This is a genomic window from Mycobacterium sp. (assembly GCF_049585075.1).
Classification (GTDB): Bacteria; Actinomycetota; Actinomycetes; order Mycobacteriales; family Mycobacteriaceae; genus Mycobacterium.
On record NZ_JBAUZA010000101.1, the window covers coordinates 1 to 15,888 of the forward strand.

The 15,888-nt window shown below is 65.1% G+C and carries 14 protein-coding genes; 9 read left to right on the forward strand and 5 right to left on the reverse strand.

The genetic code is table 11. From position 1 onward, the window contains the following. From WB785_RS04615 to WB785_RS04625, 3 genes are all read right to left on the reverse strand, one after another. Positions 1–296, reverse strand: a 296-nt coding sequence (locus WB785_RS04615; RefSeq protein ID WP_424077511.1) for an acyl-CoA dehydrogenase family protein, incomplete at its 3' end; no start/stop codon positions are given. Between the two features lie 31 nt (positions 297–327). After that, on the reverse strand, positions 328–1,311 hold the full coding sequence (locus WB785_RS04620) for a 2-hydroxyacid dehydrogenase (protein ID WP_424077512.1): 984 nt from the start codon (positions 1,309–1,311) through the stop codon (positions 328–330). After that, a complete protein-coding gene (locus WB785_RS04625; RefSeq protein ID WP_424077513.1) occupies positions 1,287–2,420 on the reverse strand; it encodes an alpha/beta hydrolase in 1,134 nt (377 codons plus the stop codon). Before WB785_RS04625 ends, WB785_RS04620 begins: the two co-directional genes overlap by 25 nt. Positions 2,421–2,665: 245 nt before the next feature. On the opposite strand from WB785_RS04625, the gene WB785_RS04630 reads away from it, so the two are divergent. Next, on the forward strand, positions 2,666–3,241 hold the full coding sequence (locus WB785_RS04630; RefSeq protein WP_424077514.1) for a VOC family protein: 576 nt from the start codon (positions 2,666–2,668) through the stop codon (positions 3,239–3,241). Here the strand turns inward: WB785_RS04630 and WB785_RS04635 are convergent. Further along, positions 3,238–3,867, reverse strand: a complete 630-nt coding sequence (locus WB785_RS04635; RefSeq protein WP_424077515.1) for a TetR/AcrR family transcriptional regulator — start codon at positions 3,865–3,867, stop codon at positions 3,238–3,240. The genes WB785_RS04630 and WB785_RS04635 overlap by 4 nt on opposite strands. Positions 3,868–3,947: 80 nt before the next feature. On the opposite strand from WB785_RS04635, the gene WB785_RS04640 reads away from it, so the two are divergent. Beyond that, positions 3,948–4,847, forward strand: coding sequence for an oxygenase MpaB family protein (locus WB785_RS04640; protein ID WP_424077516.1), 900 nt, complete (start codon positions 3,948–3,950; stop codon positions 4,845–4,847). Here the strand turns inward: WB785_RS04640 and WB785_RS04645 are convergent. Further along, the gene (locus WB785_RS04645) at positions 4,822–5,472 is read right to left on the reverse strand and encodes a TetR family transcriptional regulator (RefSeq protein ID WP_424077517.1); all 651 of its coding nucleotides are present in this window, start codon (positions 5,470–5,472) and stop codon (positions 4,822–4,824) included. The genes WB785_RS04640 and WB785_RS04645 overlap by 26 nt on opposite strands. Before the next feature lie 173 nt (positions 5,473–5,645). Between WB785_RS04645 and WB785_RS04650 the strand changes: the two genes are divergently transcribed. From WB785_RS04650 to WB785_RS04680, 7 genes are all read left to right on the forward strand, one after another. After that, complete coding sequence (locus WB785_RS04650; protein ID WP_424077518.1) at positions 5,646–5,933, forward strand: hypothetical protein; 288 nt, start codon at positions 5,646–5,648, stop codon at positions 5,931–5,933. Between the two features lie 152 nt (positions 5,934–6,085). Next, positions 6,086–6,991 (forward strand): class I SAM-dependent methyltransferase, encoded by a 906-nt coding sequence (locus tag WB785_RS04655; RefSeq protein ID WP_424077519.1) that lies wholly within the window; start codon positions 6,086–6,088, stop codon positions 6,989–6,991. A gap of 291 nt (positions 6,992–7,282) precedes the next feature. Next, complete coding sequence (gene eccA / locus WB785_RS04660) at positions 7,283–9,103, forward strand: type VII secretion AAA-ATPase EccA (protein ID WP_424077524.1); 1,821 nt, start codon at positions 7,283–7,285, stop codon at positions 9,101–9,103. Continuing rightward, complete coding sequence (eccB, locus tag WB785_RS04665; protein ID WP_424077520.1) at positions 9,100–10,695, forward strand: type VII secretion protein EccB; 1,596 nt, start codon at positions 9,100–9,102, stop codon at positions 10,693–10,695. Before eccA ends, eccB begins: the two co-directional genes overlap by 4 nt. Next, the gene (eccCa, locus tag WB785_RS04670) at positions 10,692–14,639 is read left to right on the forward strand and encodes a type VII secretion protein EccCa (protein ID WP_424077521.1); all 3,948 of its coding nucleotides are present in this window, start codon (positions 10,692–10,694) and stop codon (positions 14,637–14,639) included. Before eccB ends, eccCa begins: the two co-directional genes overlap by 4 nt. Before the next feature lie 33 nt (positions 14,640–14,672). After that, entirely contained in the window at positions 14,673–14,981 is a 309-nt protein-coding gene (locus tag WB785_RS04675) for a PE family protein (RefSeq protein WP_424077522.1), read from the forward strand. 2 nt (positions 14,982–14,983) lie between these two features. Then, positions 14,984–15,888, forward strand: a 905-nt coding sequence (locus tag WB785_RS04680; RefSeq protein ID WP_424077523.1) for a PPE family protein, incomplete at its 3' end; no start/stop codon positions are given.

Here is a 15,888-nt window from a genome sequence, read left to right on the forward strand (position 1 = left end):
GCTGAGATCAGCGCGCTGGCGATCGCCGACGGCACGAACGGGCCGGGCACCGCCCCGTAACCGAACTCGGCGAGCACCACGGCGAGCTCGAGGATGCCGAAACCCTGGCCGCCAACCGATTCGGCCAGATGCACACCCTGCAGGCCTTGTTCGGCCGCGGCCCGCCAGTACGGCGGCGGGTTCTCGGTCGGTGTTTCCAGCGCGGCGTGCAACACCTCCGACGGCGCGACCCGCGCCACTAGGGATCGCACCGAATCGGCCAGGTCTTGATGCTCGGGAGTTATCGCGATCGGCATTGGTCGCCTTCCGTTGGGACTTAGCCCCAATCTAATAACCGGTCGGTTGGTTGACCACATGGGCTAGCTGCTTGCCGTCCCGCAGCCGGCGGCAGTTGGCGACGGCCTCGACGAGATAGCGCCGCATGGTGTCGACGGTGTACCAGGTGACGTGCGGTGTGAGCACGATGTTGTCCAAGCTGAGCAACGGGTTGTCCGGCGGCACCGGTTCGACGTCGAAGACGTCCAGCCCGGCGCCGGCCAACCGGCCGTCGCGCAGCGCATCGACCAGCGCGGCCTCGTCGACGATCGCGCCGCGTGAGGTGTTGATCAGTACCGCACCGGGCTTCATGCCCGCCACCGCGGCGCGGTCAAGCAGACCATTTGTGTCATTGGTCAACGGCAGGTGCAGCGACACGATGTCGCTGGCGGCCAGCAGTTCGGCTAGCGACCGCCAGCCCGGCAACCCGTCGTCGCGGGTGCTGGTGTGCACCACCGTGGCACCCATCGCGGCGACGATGCCCGCAACCTGCTTGGCGATGTTGCCGTAGCCGACCAGGCCGACCGTGCAGGCGCCGATATCGCGCACGGTTTCGCCCAGCGCCGGGTCGGATGGCCAGCCGCGACCCTCGCGGGTGGCCCGATCCAGTGCCGGCAGGCGGCGCAGCGCGGCCAACATCAACAGCACCGTGCCTTCGGCCACTGACGGCGCGTTGGCGCCGGGCATATTTGCCACGGCAATACCGCGCCTGGTCGCGGTGTCGACGTCGATGGTGTTGACTCCCGCACCGAATTTGTGGATCAGCCGCAGTCGAGTCGCTTGGCGCAGATCGTCGCCGGAAAGCGGCCGAAGCACGTGCCAAATCACCTCGGTGTCGGGTAACTCCCGATAAAACGTGGCCTGCGAATCCGCTGAGTCATCGTCGGCGCACCACCGGATGTCAAGCCAATCAGCTTCCGGCGCAAGAAATTCCAGCACCTTAGGACCGGGAACGAAATGAGCCAGGACCCTCAGCGCCAACGCTTGGCAATCCATTTGGCGATCGTGTCAGCCTGCTCACTGCGCGCGCCGGGCGTGGTGAAGTAGTGGTCGGTGTTGATCGCGCACAGCGTTTTGTCGGTGCTTGCCAGCGCGTCGTAGACGCGTTGGGCATCCGATGGGAACACACCGGCGTCGGCCTCGGCGTTGATCACCAGGGCGGGGCAGGTGATCCGCGCCAGATGCGGCCCGGCCCGGGTCGGGGCGGTTCGCAGACTCCACATCGCCATCCAGTTGCGCAGCGTGCAGGCAGCCGCGATCCCGTGCGCGGAACGGTTGGCCTTGGCCGGGACGCCGGCATAACACGTATTCGGCGGACGATTAGTCGGCTCGATGGTCGGGTCAACCATCCGGGGATCGGCCCAAGTCCGCATCACCGCGAAGGGGCGATCCGAAAATCCTGCTGCACGAACGCGTTTCAGTTCCTTTTCGGCCCAGTCGGTGATCGCGTTGTTGCGCGCCAGCTGCGCCGCCCGGTAACGGGTCAGGAACTCCGCCGAGTACGGCGGTCCGTTGCGTTCGTTGAACAGGTCAAGGTCGGGATCTGTGGCGACCGGGTCGTTCTCGTCGATGACGGCGCCGTCCATCCAGGCGGTCAGCACGTCGGGGCGGCCGGGGTGGGCCGCACTGGCCACATAACCGTCGGCGGGTAGCAGGTCGGCCAGCCCGGCTGCCGGCCGCATCCCCGGTAGCGGAGTCAGGTTTGGCTCGACCGCCTGGGCCTGATAGGCGGCCATTAACGATCCGCCTCCGGAATTGCCCAGCAGCACGATGGTTTCCACTGCTTGCGTTTCGCGTAGCCAGCGAACCCCCACTCCGATGTCGACTAGCGCATGGTCGAGCAGAAAGCTGCTCTCAAAACCCCGGAACCTGGTGTTCCAGCCCAAGAATCCGATGCCGCGGGTAGCCATGTAATCGGCGAGATAATGCTCAGAGAAGTCAATCTGGAAGTGCGCGGCGATCATCGCGACCTTCGGCTTGCGTCCGACGCCTCGGTGATACAGCCCCTGGCATGGGTGTCCGCCCGCCCCGGCTCGCCGACCGGTCGGCGACGGCAACCCGACGAATTCCCGGACAACCCCGGGCGTGCCGCTGGTGCGAGTCACCTCGACGGCCCCCCTTGCATGGCCAGGGTGCCTTCGCGCGCGATCGCGGGCCGGGTGGCAACGTCGAGCGCGGCCGGTGTCCGGCGGCCGCGCTCGGTCGTTAACTGGGCACACCGGGTCGGCTGCTCAGACGCGGTAAACACGAGTTAGTCCCTCTTCTTGAGAACTGAATCTGATGTTAGGTTCAGAACCAGATCTCCGCGACGAAACCAGCGATGTGCACTGCCGACGGAGGGAGCCCGGAGATGATCAAGCCGCATAACCCCAATTCCGAGTTCCAACTTGGCGGTATCAACCATGTGGCGCTGGTGTGCTCGGACATGGCGCGCACCGTGGACTTCTACAGCAATATCCTGGGTATGCCGTTGATTAAGTCGCTCGACCTGCCCGGGGGTACGGGTCAGCACTTCTTCTTCGACGCCGGCAACGGTGATTGCGTTGCGTTCTTCTGGTTCGCCGACGCACCAGACCGGGTGCCCGGCCTCTCGTCGCCGGCTGCCATCCCGGGCATCGGGGAGATCACCAGCGCCGTCAGCACCATGAACCACTTGGCATTTCATGTCCCGGCCGAGAAGTTTGACGATTATCGTGCGCGCCTCAAGGCCAAGGGCGTACGGGTCGGCCCGGTGCTCAACCACGACGAAAGCACGATGCAGGTCTCGGCCACGGTGCATCCCGGTGTCTATGTGCGGTCGTTCTATTTCCAGGATCCCGACGGGATCACACTTGAGTTTGCGTGCTGGGTAAAGGAATTCACGACGGCTGATACGCAGGCCGTACCCAAGACGGCGGCCGACCGCCGCATCCCGGCCGCTCACTAGCGGTACAGGCTCGGGTCGGCGAGCTCGTCGAGCAGTGACGCGAGCTGGTCGATCAGCTGATCGGGATCGAGTCGCACTTCACCGGCCAACCAGGCGCCGATGGTCTGGGTCACCCCGCCGACCACGAAATGCGCGGCGGCCTTGATCCGGTCGTTCTCGGGTACCCGCAGCGCGGTCTCGACGTGGCGGCCAGAGAGCATCGCGAACAACGCGCTGGATTCGGCACGCTTGCGCACCAGCACGGCGTTAGCCAGTTGCACGCTGAACAGCAGCCGGCCCACCCGGGGATCGCCGCCGATCGTCCTGACGAGGTTGGCCATGCCGGCGCGGGCCTGCTCCTCTGCCGGCGCGGCGGCCACCACGGCCTGGGTAGTCGCAGCCAGATCCGCGATCACCCCGTCGAAGACCGCTGCGACGAACTCGTCCTTGTCGGTGAAGCTTTCGTAGAAGTAGCGGGCGGCCACGCCGGCCTGCCGGCAGATGCCCCGAACAGTCAACTCAGCGGGGCTTTCGGCACCCAGCAGATCGAGGCCGGCCCCCAGCAGCCTGGCCCGGCGCTTTGCCAGTCGATCGGCCGCTTCGATGCCACGGTATGGCCGTGCGCTCGTCGTCGCGGCGGTAGCCATGGCTCCCATCTTGACATCGCGGGCACCCGGGTGCAATATCAGGAAACAAGCGTTCGCAGAATTAGCGGGGTAGGTGTGCAATGACGGTCAGCGAGCCGACCAGCCATGTCGAGCGCATGGTCAGTGATCCACCGCGCATCCGGTTGACTCGCCGTCGGAAACGGCCGCCTCAACTGGACGACACGTTGATGGGAATGGCGCTGCTGCTCGGCCCCGCCAACGTGATCATGCAGCTGGCCCGACCGGGGGTGGGCTACGGCGTGATGGAGAGCCGCGTGGAGAGCGGTCGGGTGGACTTGCATCCGATCAAACGGGCCCGCACCACGTTCACCTATCTCGCGGTGGCCATGGCCGGCACAGATGTACAGAAGGAGGCGTTTCGCCGCGCGGTGAACGGTGCGCATGCCCAGGTTTACTCGACACCCGACAGCCCGGTCGAATACAACGCCTTTGACCCGGACCTGCAGCTGTGGGTGGCGGCTTGCCTCTACAAGGGCGGGGTCGACTTCTATCGCATGTTCATCGGCGAGATGGACGAGCACGACGCCGATCGCCACTACCGCGAAGCCGTGGTGTTAGGCACCACGCTGCAGGTGCCGGCAGAAATGTGGCCGCCGGATCGGGCCGCATTCGACCGTTATTGGCAGCAGCAACTGGACAAGGTGCACGTCGACGACGCCGTGCGCGAGTACTTGCTTCCGATTGCAGCTGGCCGGATCCGGGGCGTGCCGCTGCCGGCTGTTGTGCGCAGGCAGCCGGAAAAACTCAACCTGCTGATGACCACCGGCTTTCTGCCGCAACGGTTCCGCGAGGAGATGCAACTCCCATGGGATGCGGCAAAGCAGCGGCGATTCGACCGGCTGATAGCGGTGCTGCGCACGGTGAACAACATGCTGCCGCCGTTCATCCGGCGCTTCCCGTTCAACATGCTGCTGTGGGATGTAGACCGCCGGATTAAGGCTGGCCGCCCGCTGGTGTAGCCAGCAGGGCATTCTCGTGGGTGGCGGCAGCTTCGAATAGCGCACGCAGCGTGGTGTAAATCTGGTGGACGGCATCGTCGGTGGCGCCCATGGGCTGGAGCATATGGCTGAATGTCAAGCGGAAGTCGACTTCGATGATCCAGTTCAACTGTCGGTCAACGGCGCTAGGAAGATCGTAAAGCTCGCGGACGGCCGCGACGATTGCATCCATCGCACCGGCCCAGATCGGTTTCGGTCCCGCGGTCAATAGCGGAGTCAGGCCAACCTCCGCATCGCGTGCGCGGGCCATGCTTGCTCTGACCAGGGTGTCGTCGGTAGCGGCGCGCAAGGTCAAGGCTGCGCCGGCCGCAAGACCGGCGACCACGTCGTCCGGGTGCGCCCGGATAGCCGAGATCACCCCGGCGATGAACTGGTCGGTCTCTCGTTGGACCAAGGCTTCGCCCAGTGCCTGTTTGGCGCCGAACTCCTTGTAGAGCACCTGCCGGCTAATCCCGACCGTTGCTGCGATGCGCGACATGTTGACCGCTCGCCAGCCCTCTGTGCAAACAACCGTGTAGGCCGCATCCAGGACCCGGTCGCGCAGCAATTGCCGGACCTCGGTCTGAAAGTTCGGTGCCTCCGACATAGCTAAGAGCATAGATGACAGATGACACAATGATGTAATGATTGACACAACTGACCGCATGTTGTATACAACTAAAACAACTTTCGGTAAGTTGTACTCGAAAGGTCAGTCGTCGAGATTATGTCATCAGCTAGCAGTGTTAACGAGAATCCGCAGGCGGGGGCCAGATCCCGGTGAGACGCCCCCGGACGGAGTCGGCGCGGCCGCACCATTGGCGGGCCGCGCTTGACGTCGGTTCGGACGGGAACTTGATCAAAGACGCGGTGGCCGGCCTGTCCGACTGGGACCGCGCGGTGATTTTCCGGTCCTACTACCTCGGCCGGACGACGACGCAGATCGCTGCGGAATTCAGCACCGACGACGAGCTGGTCAAGCACGATTTGCACCACGCGCTACATGCATTGCGAGCAACCATTCAGAAGCGGGACGACATTACGCGTCGACGCATGCGCGTCGTCTGAACCCGCTCAGCCGCTACTGGCGAGGCCAATCGACGTGGCAATACCCCCTACCGGGACGGGGTCTTGTTCTACGACACTGCGTCGTATTGAATGCCGTCGTGGCTGGATCGGGCGACAAAGCGTGCTGGTCGGCGGGCGTAGGGTCGGTCTCCGTGCGTAGTGAAGACGACAACTGGGACATCACAACAAGTGTCGGTTCGACCGCGTTATTCGTGGCCACCGCCCGAGCATTGGAGGCGCAAAAACCAGATCCGTTGGCCGTCGACCCATTTGCTGAGGTGTTCTGCCGTGCGGTGGGCGGTAAGGCGGCCGACGTGCTGGATGGCAAGGCCCCCGAACATCAGCTGAAAACGCCCGATTGGGGCGCGCACTTCGTCAACTTCCAAGGCGCGCGCACTCGGTATTTCGATGACTACTTCCGCCGGGCCGCGGAGGCCGGCGTCCGCCAGGTGGTGATGCTGGCTGCGGGTTTGGACTCCCGCGCGTACCGGCTGGCGTGGCGCGACCAGACGACGATCTTCGAGTTGGACCAACCGCAGGTCCTCGAATTCAAGCGCGCGGTGCTCGCCGAACAGGGCGCCGAGCCCAACGCCGAGCGCCGCGAGATTGCCATCGACCTACGTGAGGACTGGCCGCAAGCCTTGCGGGACAGTGGTTTTGATGCTGGCAAGCCGTCGGCCTGGATCGCCGAGGGCCTGCTGTTGTACCTCCCGGCCGCTGCCGAGGAGCAGCTGTTCACGGGAATCGATGCGCTGGCCGCGCCAGCTAGTCACGTCGCCGCGGAAGATAGCGCCCCCCTGCCGGCCGACGACTTCGCGGCCGCCGTCGAAGCAGAACGCGCGGCTCGCGCCAAGGGTGACGATCGGCTGTTTTTTCAGTTGGTCTACAACGAGCAACACGCACCGGCCGACCAGTGGTTCAACGAGCATGGCTGGGCAGCGGTGGCGACCCCGCTAGCCGACTACCTGCGCGAGGTCGGTCGGGCGGTGCCCGGACTCGATTCGGAGGCCCAATCGATGGTGGCCCGCAATACGTTGGTCAGGGGCGTCAAGAAGTGAACAACGCATGGCGTAGAGTCTGCTCGCAATGACAACCATTTTCATTAAGCCCCGCTGCGACCGTACAGCCCCCGTCGGGCAGGGCGCTTTCTCGCCGACGGCTGGGAGGGCTGTTATGTGGAATGAGCTGCAGCGGTCGGGTTCCCGAGCCGCGGCGACTGGGGGCACCGATCGACCCCATACGTGCGTCTCGACAGTTAGCTTATGCAATGCTAACTTCAGCCCGGGGTTAGCTTAGGCAACACTATGTCGAGAAGGGGAGGCGGAGGCGTGGAAACCGCTGACACCGGCATGATCGCAACGCGGCCGACGACGGCGCGGGTGGACGACGACGTCATGAGCCGGTTCGCGACGTGCTGCCGGGCGCTTGGGCTGACTATCTATGACCGCAGGCGTCCAGCAGACCTGACTGCCGCCCGATCCGGCTTCACCGCGCTCACCCGTATCGCCCATGATCAATGCGACGCCTGGGTGGGGCTGGCGGCCGCAGGCGATACGTCTACCCGTGTGCTGGAAGCGATTTCGCAGAACGTCGCGACTGCCGGGGTATTACAGCGACAGGTGGAACTGGCGCCGGGCGCCCTCGGGTTCCACTACGACACCGGGCTGTATCTACGGTTCCGCGCGACCGAACCCGACGATTTTCACCTGGCTTATGCCGCGGGGCTGGCCGCCGAGGGCCAATTCGCCGACGCGCACCAATTGGTCGTCGACGTCAACCATCGCCGGCCAAGCTCGCGGGAGGCCCGCTGGGTCACAGCGACGATTCACTACCGCGCCGAGCGCTGGGCGGATGTGGTCAAGCTGCTGTCACCGATCGTCACCGACCCGGCCCTCGACGAGCACTTCGGGCACGCGGTCAAGATCGCGCTAGGGATTTCGCTGGCGCGGCTGGGCATGTTTGCTGCGGCGTTGTCCTATCTCGAAGAGCCCGACGGCCCGGTCGCCGTAGCGGCGGTGGACGGCGCGCTGGCCAAGGCGCTGGCGCTGCGCGCCGACGGTGACGAGGACACCGCCCGCGAGGTGCTGCAGGACCTCTATGCCGCCAACCCGGAGAACGCCCAGGTCGAAGAGGCGCTGACGGATTCCAGTTTCGGCATCGTTCCCACCACAGCGGACCGCATCGACGCGCGCGTCGACCCGTGGGATCCGGCCACCGAGCCCAAGCCCGGCGATTTCGTCGACCCCGGAGCCCAGGAGCGCAAGGCCGAACTACTGGCCGAGGCGGAGCGCGAGCTCGGTGAGTTCATCGGTCTGGAAAAGGTCAAAGACCAGGTAGCGCGGTTAAAGAGTGCGGTCGCAATGGAATTGGTGCGCAAAGAGCGGGGACTAGAGGTCGCACAGCGTACCCACCATCTCGTCTTCACCGGGCCGCCGGGAACCGGCAAGACGACCATCGCCCGTGTCGTCGCCAAGATCTACTGCGGGCTCGGCCTTTTGAAGAAAGAGAACATCAAAGAGGTGCACCGCGCCGACTTGATCGGCCAGCACATCGGGGAGACCGAGGCCAAAACCAACGCGATCATCGACAGCGCGTTGGATGGTGTGCTGTTTCTCGATGAGGCCTACGCCCTGGTTGCCACCGGCGCCAAGAATGACTTCGGTCTGGTGGCCATCGATACCTTGTTGGCCCGGATGGAAAACGACCGCGATCGGCTGGTGGTCATCATCGCCGGCTACCGCGCCGACCTGGACCGGTTCCTGGACACCAACCAAGGTCTGCGGTCGCGGTTCACCCGCACCATCGACTTCCCGTCGTACCAACCGGCCGAGCTGATCGAGATCGCGAACTTCATGGCGAAACGGCGCGACAGCGCTTTCGAGCAGCCGGCACTCAACGATCTGGAAGCGTTGTTCGCCCACCTGGCCCGCATCACGAAACCCGATACGGCGGGGGTGGAACGGCGCGGCTTGGATATTGCGGGCAACGGCCGGTTCGTCCGCAACGTCGTCGAAAAGTCTGAAGAGGAACGAGAATTCCGGTTGGACCACAGCGAACATGCACAAACCGGTGAATTCACCGACGAAGAGCTGGTCACCATCACCGCCACGGACGTCGCCAACACGGTGCCGCAGCTGCTCGAAGGGCTTCGCCTGGAGATGCCGGCATGACCGGCCGCGAAAACGAGGACGAGCGGCGCTCTTTCGCTTCGCGCACCCCCGTCAACGACAACCCCGACAAGGTGGTCTACCGCCGCGGCTTTGTCACGCGGCACCAGGTGACCGGTTGGCGATTTGTGATGCGCCGCATCGCATCCGGCGTTGCCCTGCACGACACCCGGATGCTGGTCGATCCGTTGCGCACCCAGACCCGCGCCGTGCTGATGGGCATACTGCTGGTGATCACCGCGCTGGTTGGCTGCTTCGTATTCTCGCTGATTCGCCCGAACGGGTCGGCCGCCAACAACTCGGTACTGGCCGACCGGTCCACCGCAGCGTTGTATGTGAAGGTCGGCGATCAACTGCACCCGGTGCTGAACCTGACTTCGGCTCGGCTGATCGTCGGTCGGTCGGTAAACCCAACAACCGTGAAAAGCAGTGAGCTGGACAAGTTTCCGCGCGCAAACCTGATCGGAATTCCGGGCGCGCCCGAGCGGATGGTGCAAAACACCGCCAAAGACGCCAACTGGACGGTGTGCGATGCCGTTTCGGGTGCGGCAACTGGGATCAAGGTGATTGCCGGAGCCCCGGACAGCAGTGGCGCGCGGGCCGCGGCGCTGAGCGCGGGACACGCGGTGCTGGTACGCAATGCCACCAGCACCTGGATGCTATGGGACGGCCGGCGCAGCCGGATCGACCTGGCCGACCACGCCGTCACCGGCGCCCTGGGCCTGGGTAGCGACATACCGGCCCCGCGGCCGATTGCCGCCGGGCTGTTCAACGCGATCCCCGAAGCGCCGCGGCTGTCCGCGCCGGCCATCCAGGACGCCGGAAGCCCACCGCGGTTCAGCCTGCCGGTGTCAGCGCCGGTCGGCGCGGTGGTCGAAGCCCATGCCCTAGACAGCACATCAGACCCCTCTGCCCATGCCATGCTCTACTACGCGGTGTTACCCGATGGCCTGCAACCGATCTCGCCGGTGCTGGCCGCGATATTGCGCAACTCCAATTCCTACGGTCTGGATCAGCCACCGCGGCTGGGCGCCGATCAAGTTGCCAAGCTGCCGGTGTCCCGGATGCTGGATACCACCCGTTATCCCGATCAGAGGATCAGCCTGGTCGATGCGGCCCGTGACCCAGTCACCTGCGTGCACTGGAGCAAGCCCGCCGGCGCGACCGCCAATTCCCTGACGCTGCTTACCGGTTCGGCACTTCCAGTGCCGGAGGCGGTGCGCACCGAAGATCTGGTCGGCGCCGCAACCGGCGGTACCGCCAGCAGGGTCGCCCTGACGCCCGGGACCGGATACTTCACCGCAACCGTGGGGCAAAACTCGGCTTCGCCGGCCGCCGGATCACTGTATTGGGTATCCGATACTGGGGTACGTTTCGGCGTTGAAAATGAGGCCAACGAGGGTGGCACCAATATGCCCGCCAAAACCGCTGAGGTGCTTGGCCTGAACCCGCCACCGACGCCAATTCCTTGGTCGGTGCTGTCGTTGTTTGCGCCCGGCCCCACGCTGTCACGTGCCGACGCCCTGCTCGCCCACGACGGACTGGCGCCAGATACCCGGCCAGGCCGTACCGCAGCACAGGGGGAAAACCGATGAGCCGACTTATCTTTGAGGCCCGCCGGCGGCTGCCACCGCCGGCCTCCCGAAAAGGCACCATCAGTATCGAAGCGCCCCCGGAACTGCCCCGGGTGATCCCGCCGTCGATGTTGCGACGGGCCCTGCCGGTTGTGATCGTGCTGCTGATCGTCGGGATGATCATCGCGATGGTGGCCACCGGGATCCGGCTGATTTCCCCGCAGACACTGTTTTTCCCGTTCGTACTGCTGCTGGCCGCCACCGCGCTGTATCGGGGCACCGACAACAAAAACCGCACCGAAGAAGTCGACGCTGAGCGGGCTGACTACTTGCGCTACCTGTCGGTGGTTCGAGACAACATTCGAGGCCAGGCCGCGGCCCAACGTGCCGCAGCCGAATGGTCGCACCCCGAGCCGGCGGATTTAGCCGCGATACCCGGCTCGCGACGCCAATGGGAACGTGACCCCCAGGACGCCGATTTTCTGGTAGTCCGGGCAGGCCTGCACTCGGCAGCCCTGGACACCGCACTGCGGGTCAACGACACGGCCGATGAGATTGACCTAGAACCGGTGTCGCACAGCGCATTACGAAGCTTGCTGGACACCCAGCGCACTGTCCCCGATGTTCCGACCGGTATCGACCTGACCAAGGTTTCGCGGATCACCGTTCTCGGGGACGCCGACGAGGTGCGCGCGGCGCTGCGGGCCTGGATCGCTCAGGCGGTCATCTGGCATGACCCGACGGTGCTCGGCGTCGCCGTGGCCGCTTCGAATCTCGAGACGCCGGAGTGGTCATGGCTGAAGTGGTTGCCGCACGTCGATGTACCCGGCGAGATCGACGGCGTCGGCCCGGCGCGCTACCTGTCCGCCAAGTCCGACGAGCTGAGCGCGCTGCTCGGCCCAACGCTTGCCGACCGCCCGGTATTTACCGGCGGGTCCGCTGATGCGTTGCGGCACTTGCTGATCGTCGTCGACGATCCGGATTACGACCTGGCCGCCTCGCCCCTGGCAGCCGGCCGCGCCGGTGTCACCGTCGTGCACCGATCGGACCGGACGCCGCACCGTGAGCAGTATTCGGATCCGGAGCGGCCCATCCTGCGGATTGCTCATGGCGCGATCGACCGTTGGCAGACCGGCGGCTGGCAGCGCTACATCGACAACGTCGACCAGCTGGGTGTGCCAGACGCCGGCCACCTCGCGCGCCGGCTGTCCCGATGGGACTCCAACCCCACGCACAGCGGACTGCAGTCAACCGCTACCCGCGGCGCCACTTTCACCACGCTGCTGGGAATTCCGGATGCGTCGCGGCTGGATGTGCCGACGATGTGGGCGCCGCGAAACCGCGACGACGAGCTGCGCGTTCCGATCGGTGTCACCGCCACCGGCGAGCCGCTGATCTTCGATCTCAAAGACGAAGCCGAGGGCGGGATGGGTCCGCACGGCTTGATGATCGGCATGACTGGCTCGGGCAAGTCGCAGACCCTAATGTCGATCCTGTTGTCGCTGTTGACGACTCACTCCGCTGAGCGGCTGATCGTGATCTACGCCGACTTCAAGGGTGAGGCCGGCGCCGATATCTTCCGTAACTTCCCGCAGGTCGTCGCCGTGATCTCGAACATGGCCGAGAAGAAGTCGTTGGCCGACAGGTTCGCCGATACACTGCGCGGCGAGGTCGCGCGTCGGGAAATGATGCTGCGTGAGGCCGGACGCCACGTGCAGGGCAGCGCGTTCAACTCGGTGACCGAATACGAGAATGCGATCGCCGCCGGACATGATCTGGCACCGATCCCTACCCTGTTTGTGGTCGCCGACGAGTTCACGCTGATGCTCGCCGATCATCCTGAATACGCCGAGCTGTTCGACTACGTTGCTCGCAAAGGCCGCTCGTTCCGCATCCACATCCTGTTTGCGTCACAGACGTTGGACGTCGGGAAGATCAAGGACATCGACAAGAACACCTCCTACCGGATCGGTTTGAAGGTGGCCAGCCCTGCAGTGTCGCGGCAGATCATCGGCGTGGAGGACGCCTACCACATCGAGTCCGGCAAGGAGCATAAAGGCGTGGGCTTTTTGGTGCCCGCTCCGGGTGCGGCGCCGATCAAATTCCGCAGCACTTACGTCGACGGAATTTACGATCCGCCGCAGGTTGCGAAAACGCTTGTGGTGCATTCTGTCCCCGAACCCAAGCTGTTCACCGCCGGTCGAGTGGAGCCCGATCAGAGCACGGTGATCACGACAAATGGGCATGAGGAACCGGTCGGCCCGCCACGCAAGTTGATCGCCACCATCGGTGACCAGCTTGCACGCTACGGCCCACGGGCACCGGAGCTGTGGCTGCCGCCGCTCGACGAGCCGATCCCGCTGAATGCGGTGCTGGCCCGCGCAGCACTGCCGCGAGGCGAGTGGCGTTGGCCGCTGGGCGAAATCGACAAGCCGTTTGAGATGCGCCGCGATCCGCTGGTGTTCGACGCGCGGTCGTCGTCCGGCAACCTGGTGATCCATGGTGGGGCAAAGTCAGGGAAATCGGCTGCGTTGCAGACGTTTATCTTGTCGGCGGCAAGCCTGCACTCACCCAGCGAGGTGAATTTCTACTGCCTGGACTACGGCGGCGGGCAACTGCGGGCGCTGGAGGAGCTGGCACATGTCGGCAGCGTGGCCTCGGCGCTGGAACCCGAGCGTATTCGCCGCACCTTCGGTGAGCTCGAGCAGCTGCTGCGGTCACGCCAGCAGCGGGAGGTGTTCCGGGATAAGCAAGGTCCGGACGACGGATTGGGCCAGGTGTTCCTGGTTATCGACAATCTGTACGCCTTCAGCCGCGACAACACCGACCAGTTCAACACCCGAAACCCGCTGCTGAGCAAGGTCACCGAGCTGGTGAACGTCGGATTGGCGTACGGCATCCACGTGGTCGTCACCACCCCCAGCTGGCTAGAGGTGCCGCTGGCGATGCGAGACGGCCTCGGGCTGCGGCTCGAGCTGAAGTTGCATGACGCGCGCGACAGCAACGTTCGGCTGGTCGGTGCACTCCACCGTCCGGCCGAGGCTGTGCCTGCCGATCAACCGGGTCGCGGTCTGACTATGGGCGCCGAGCACTTCCTGTTCGCGGCACCCGAGCTCGATCAGGTTGCCGCGATCAACGCTCGCCATCCCGGTGTCGCAGCGCCGCCGGTGCGGTTGCTACCAACCAACTTGGCACCGACGGCGGTCGGTGCGCTGTATCGGGGCGCCGACCGGATCGTCATCGGTCAGCGCGAAGAGGACTTGGCCGCAGTCGAACTCGACTTCGCCGAGAACCCGCTACTGATGGTGCTGGGCGACACCAAATCTGGTAAGACCACGCTGTTGCGCCACATCATCCGCACCATCCGCGACAACTCCACCCCGGACCGCGTCGCGTTCACGGTGTTGGATCGGCGGTTGCATCTCGTCGACGAGCCGTTGTTCCCCGACAACGAATACACCGCGAACGTCGACCGGGTGACCCCAGCGATACTCGGCCTGTCGGCGATCATCGAAAAGCGGCAGCCCCCGGCCGGCCTATCGGTGAGCCAGCTCACCGGCTGGTCATATGAGGGCCACACCCACTACCTGATCATCGACGACGTCGACCAGATACCCGATGCTCCGGCGATGACCGGCCCGTTCGTCGGGCAGCGGCCGTGGACGCCGCTGATCGGGCTGCTGGCGCAGGCCAGCGACCTGGGACTGCGGGTGATCGTCACCGCACGCGCAACCGGTGCCGCGCATGCGCTGATGACCAGCCCGTTGCTGCGCCGGTTCAACGACCTGCAAGCCACCACGTTGATGTTGTCGGGCAATCCGGTGGACGGCGGAAAGATCCGCGGTCAGCGATTCGATCGGCTGCCCGCCGGTCGGGCAATTCTGCTGGGCGACAGCGATACCCCGACGTATGTGCAGTTGGTCCAACCGCTCGTCGAGGAAAGCGTGGCCGTCGATGGTCACTGAGGTTTTAAAGGTTAAGGGAAAGGAGTATCAACCATGACGCTGCGAGTCGCCCCAGAGGGTTTAGCCTCCGCGAGCTCCGCTGTGGAAGCAATCACCGCCCGGCTGGCTGCCGCGCATGCGGACGCGGCTCCGTTGATCACCGCCGTGGTCCCGTCAGCGGCCGATCCGGTGTCGCTGCAAACTGCGGCCGGGTTCAGCGCCCAGGGCACCGAACACGCCGCGGTGGCAGCCGAAGGTGTGGAAGAGCTCGGCCGGGCCGGCGTCGGTGTGGGCGAGTCCGGCACGAGTTACGCCGTCGGCGACGCGGCCGCTGCTTCGTCGTATTCGGGTGCCGGCAGTTAACGATGACCGCGCCGGTGTGGATGGCTTCGCCGCCTGAGGTGCATTCAGCACTGCTCAACGGCGGTCCTGGCCCCGGGTCGCTGTTTGCGGCCGCTGGGGCGTGGACCTCGCTGGGTACTGAATATGCCTCGGCGGCGGGCGAACTCACCACACTATTAGGCGCGGTGCAGACCGGCGCGTGGGAAGGGCCAAGCGCTGAAGAGTATGTGAGCGCGCATGCTCCTTATCTCGCGTGGCTGACGCAGGCCAGCACGAACAGCGCCGGCGTGGCGGCTCAGCACGAAGTCGCGGCGGTCGCATACACCGCCGCGTTGGCCGCGATGCCGACCCTTCCTGAGTTGGCTACCAATCACGCCATCCACGGCGTGCTGATCGCGACGAACTTCTTTGGCATCAACACGATTCCGATCACGCTCAATGAAGCTGACTACGTACGCATGTGGATGCAGGCGGCCACCACGATGGCCACGTATCAAGCGGTCACCGGATCGGCGCTGGCATCGGCCCCCCGAACCACGACGGCCCCGCCAGTGGTGAAAGCCAACAACATGACGGCGGCGGCCACCAACCCGCCAGCATCGGGAAACTTCTTCACCGACCTGTTCAATCAGCTGACCCAGCTCATCCAAAATCCTGCTGCTGCGATCCAAGCCATCATGGCCAACCCGAGCGCGTGGTTCCCGCTGCTGTTCTTCATCGCTTACGAGGCGTTCTTCATCCCGTTCGGAAACACGTTCTGGTCGATTGTGCTGAGTTCCCCGGCCTGGCTCATGCTCATCCTCGGTCTGGCCCTCAACGCCGCGGCCTCTTCGGGCGCGGCGCTCGTACCCGCGGCGGTCGGGGCGCCCGAAATTCCGGCCGGACAGGGTTCCGGGATGCCCGCCGCCACTTTGGCTTCGACCAGCAC

Bases quoted from the DNA above. Each gene is read 5' to 3' on its own strand.
- WB785_RS04675 (WP_424077522.1), top strand. From the start codon at position 14,673: ATGACGCTGCGAGTCGCCCCAGAGGGTTTAGCCTCCGCGAGCTCCGCT.
- eccCa (WP_424077521.1), top strand. From the start codon at position 10,692: ATGAGCCGACTTATCTTTGAGGCCCGCCGGCGGCTGCCACCGCCGGCC.
- WB785_RS04645 (WP_424077517.1), bottom strand. From the start codon at position 5,472: ATGTCGGAGGCACCGAACTTTCAGACCGAGGTCCGGCAATTGCTGCGC.
- WB785_RS04630 (WP_424077514.1), top strand. From the start codon at position 2,666: ATGATCAAGCCGCATAACCCCAATTCCGAGTTCCAACTTGGCGGTATC.
- WB785_RS04640 (WP_424077516.1), top strand. From the start codon at position 3,948: ATGACGGTCAGCGAGCCGACCAGCCATGTCGAGCGCATGGTCAGTGAT.
- eccA (WP_424077524.1), top strand. From the start codon at position 7,283: ATGATCGCAACGCGGCCGACGACGGCGCGGGTGGACGACGACGTCATG.
- eccB (WP_424077520.1), top strand. From the start codon at position 9,100: ATGACCGGCCGCGAAAACGAGGACGAGCGGCGCTCTTTCGCTTCGCGC.
- WB785_RS04635 (WP_424077515.1), bottom strand. From the start codon at position 3,867: ATGGCTACCGCCGCGACGACGAGCGCACGGCCATACCGTGGCATCGAA.
- WB785_RS04620 (WP_424077512.1), bottom strand. From the start codon at position 1,311: ATGGATTGCCAAGCGTTGGCGCTGAGGGTCCTGGCTCATTTCGTTCCC.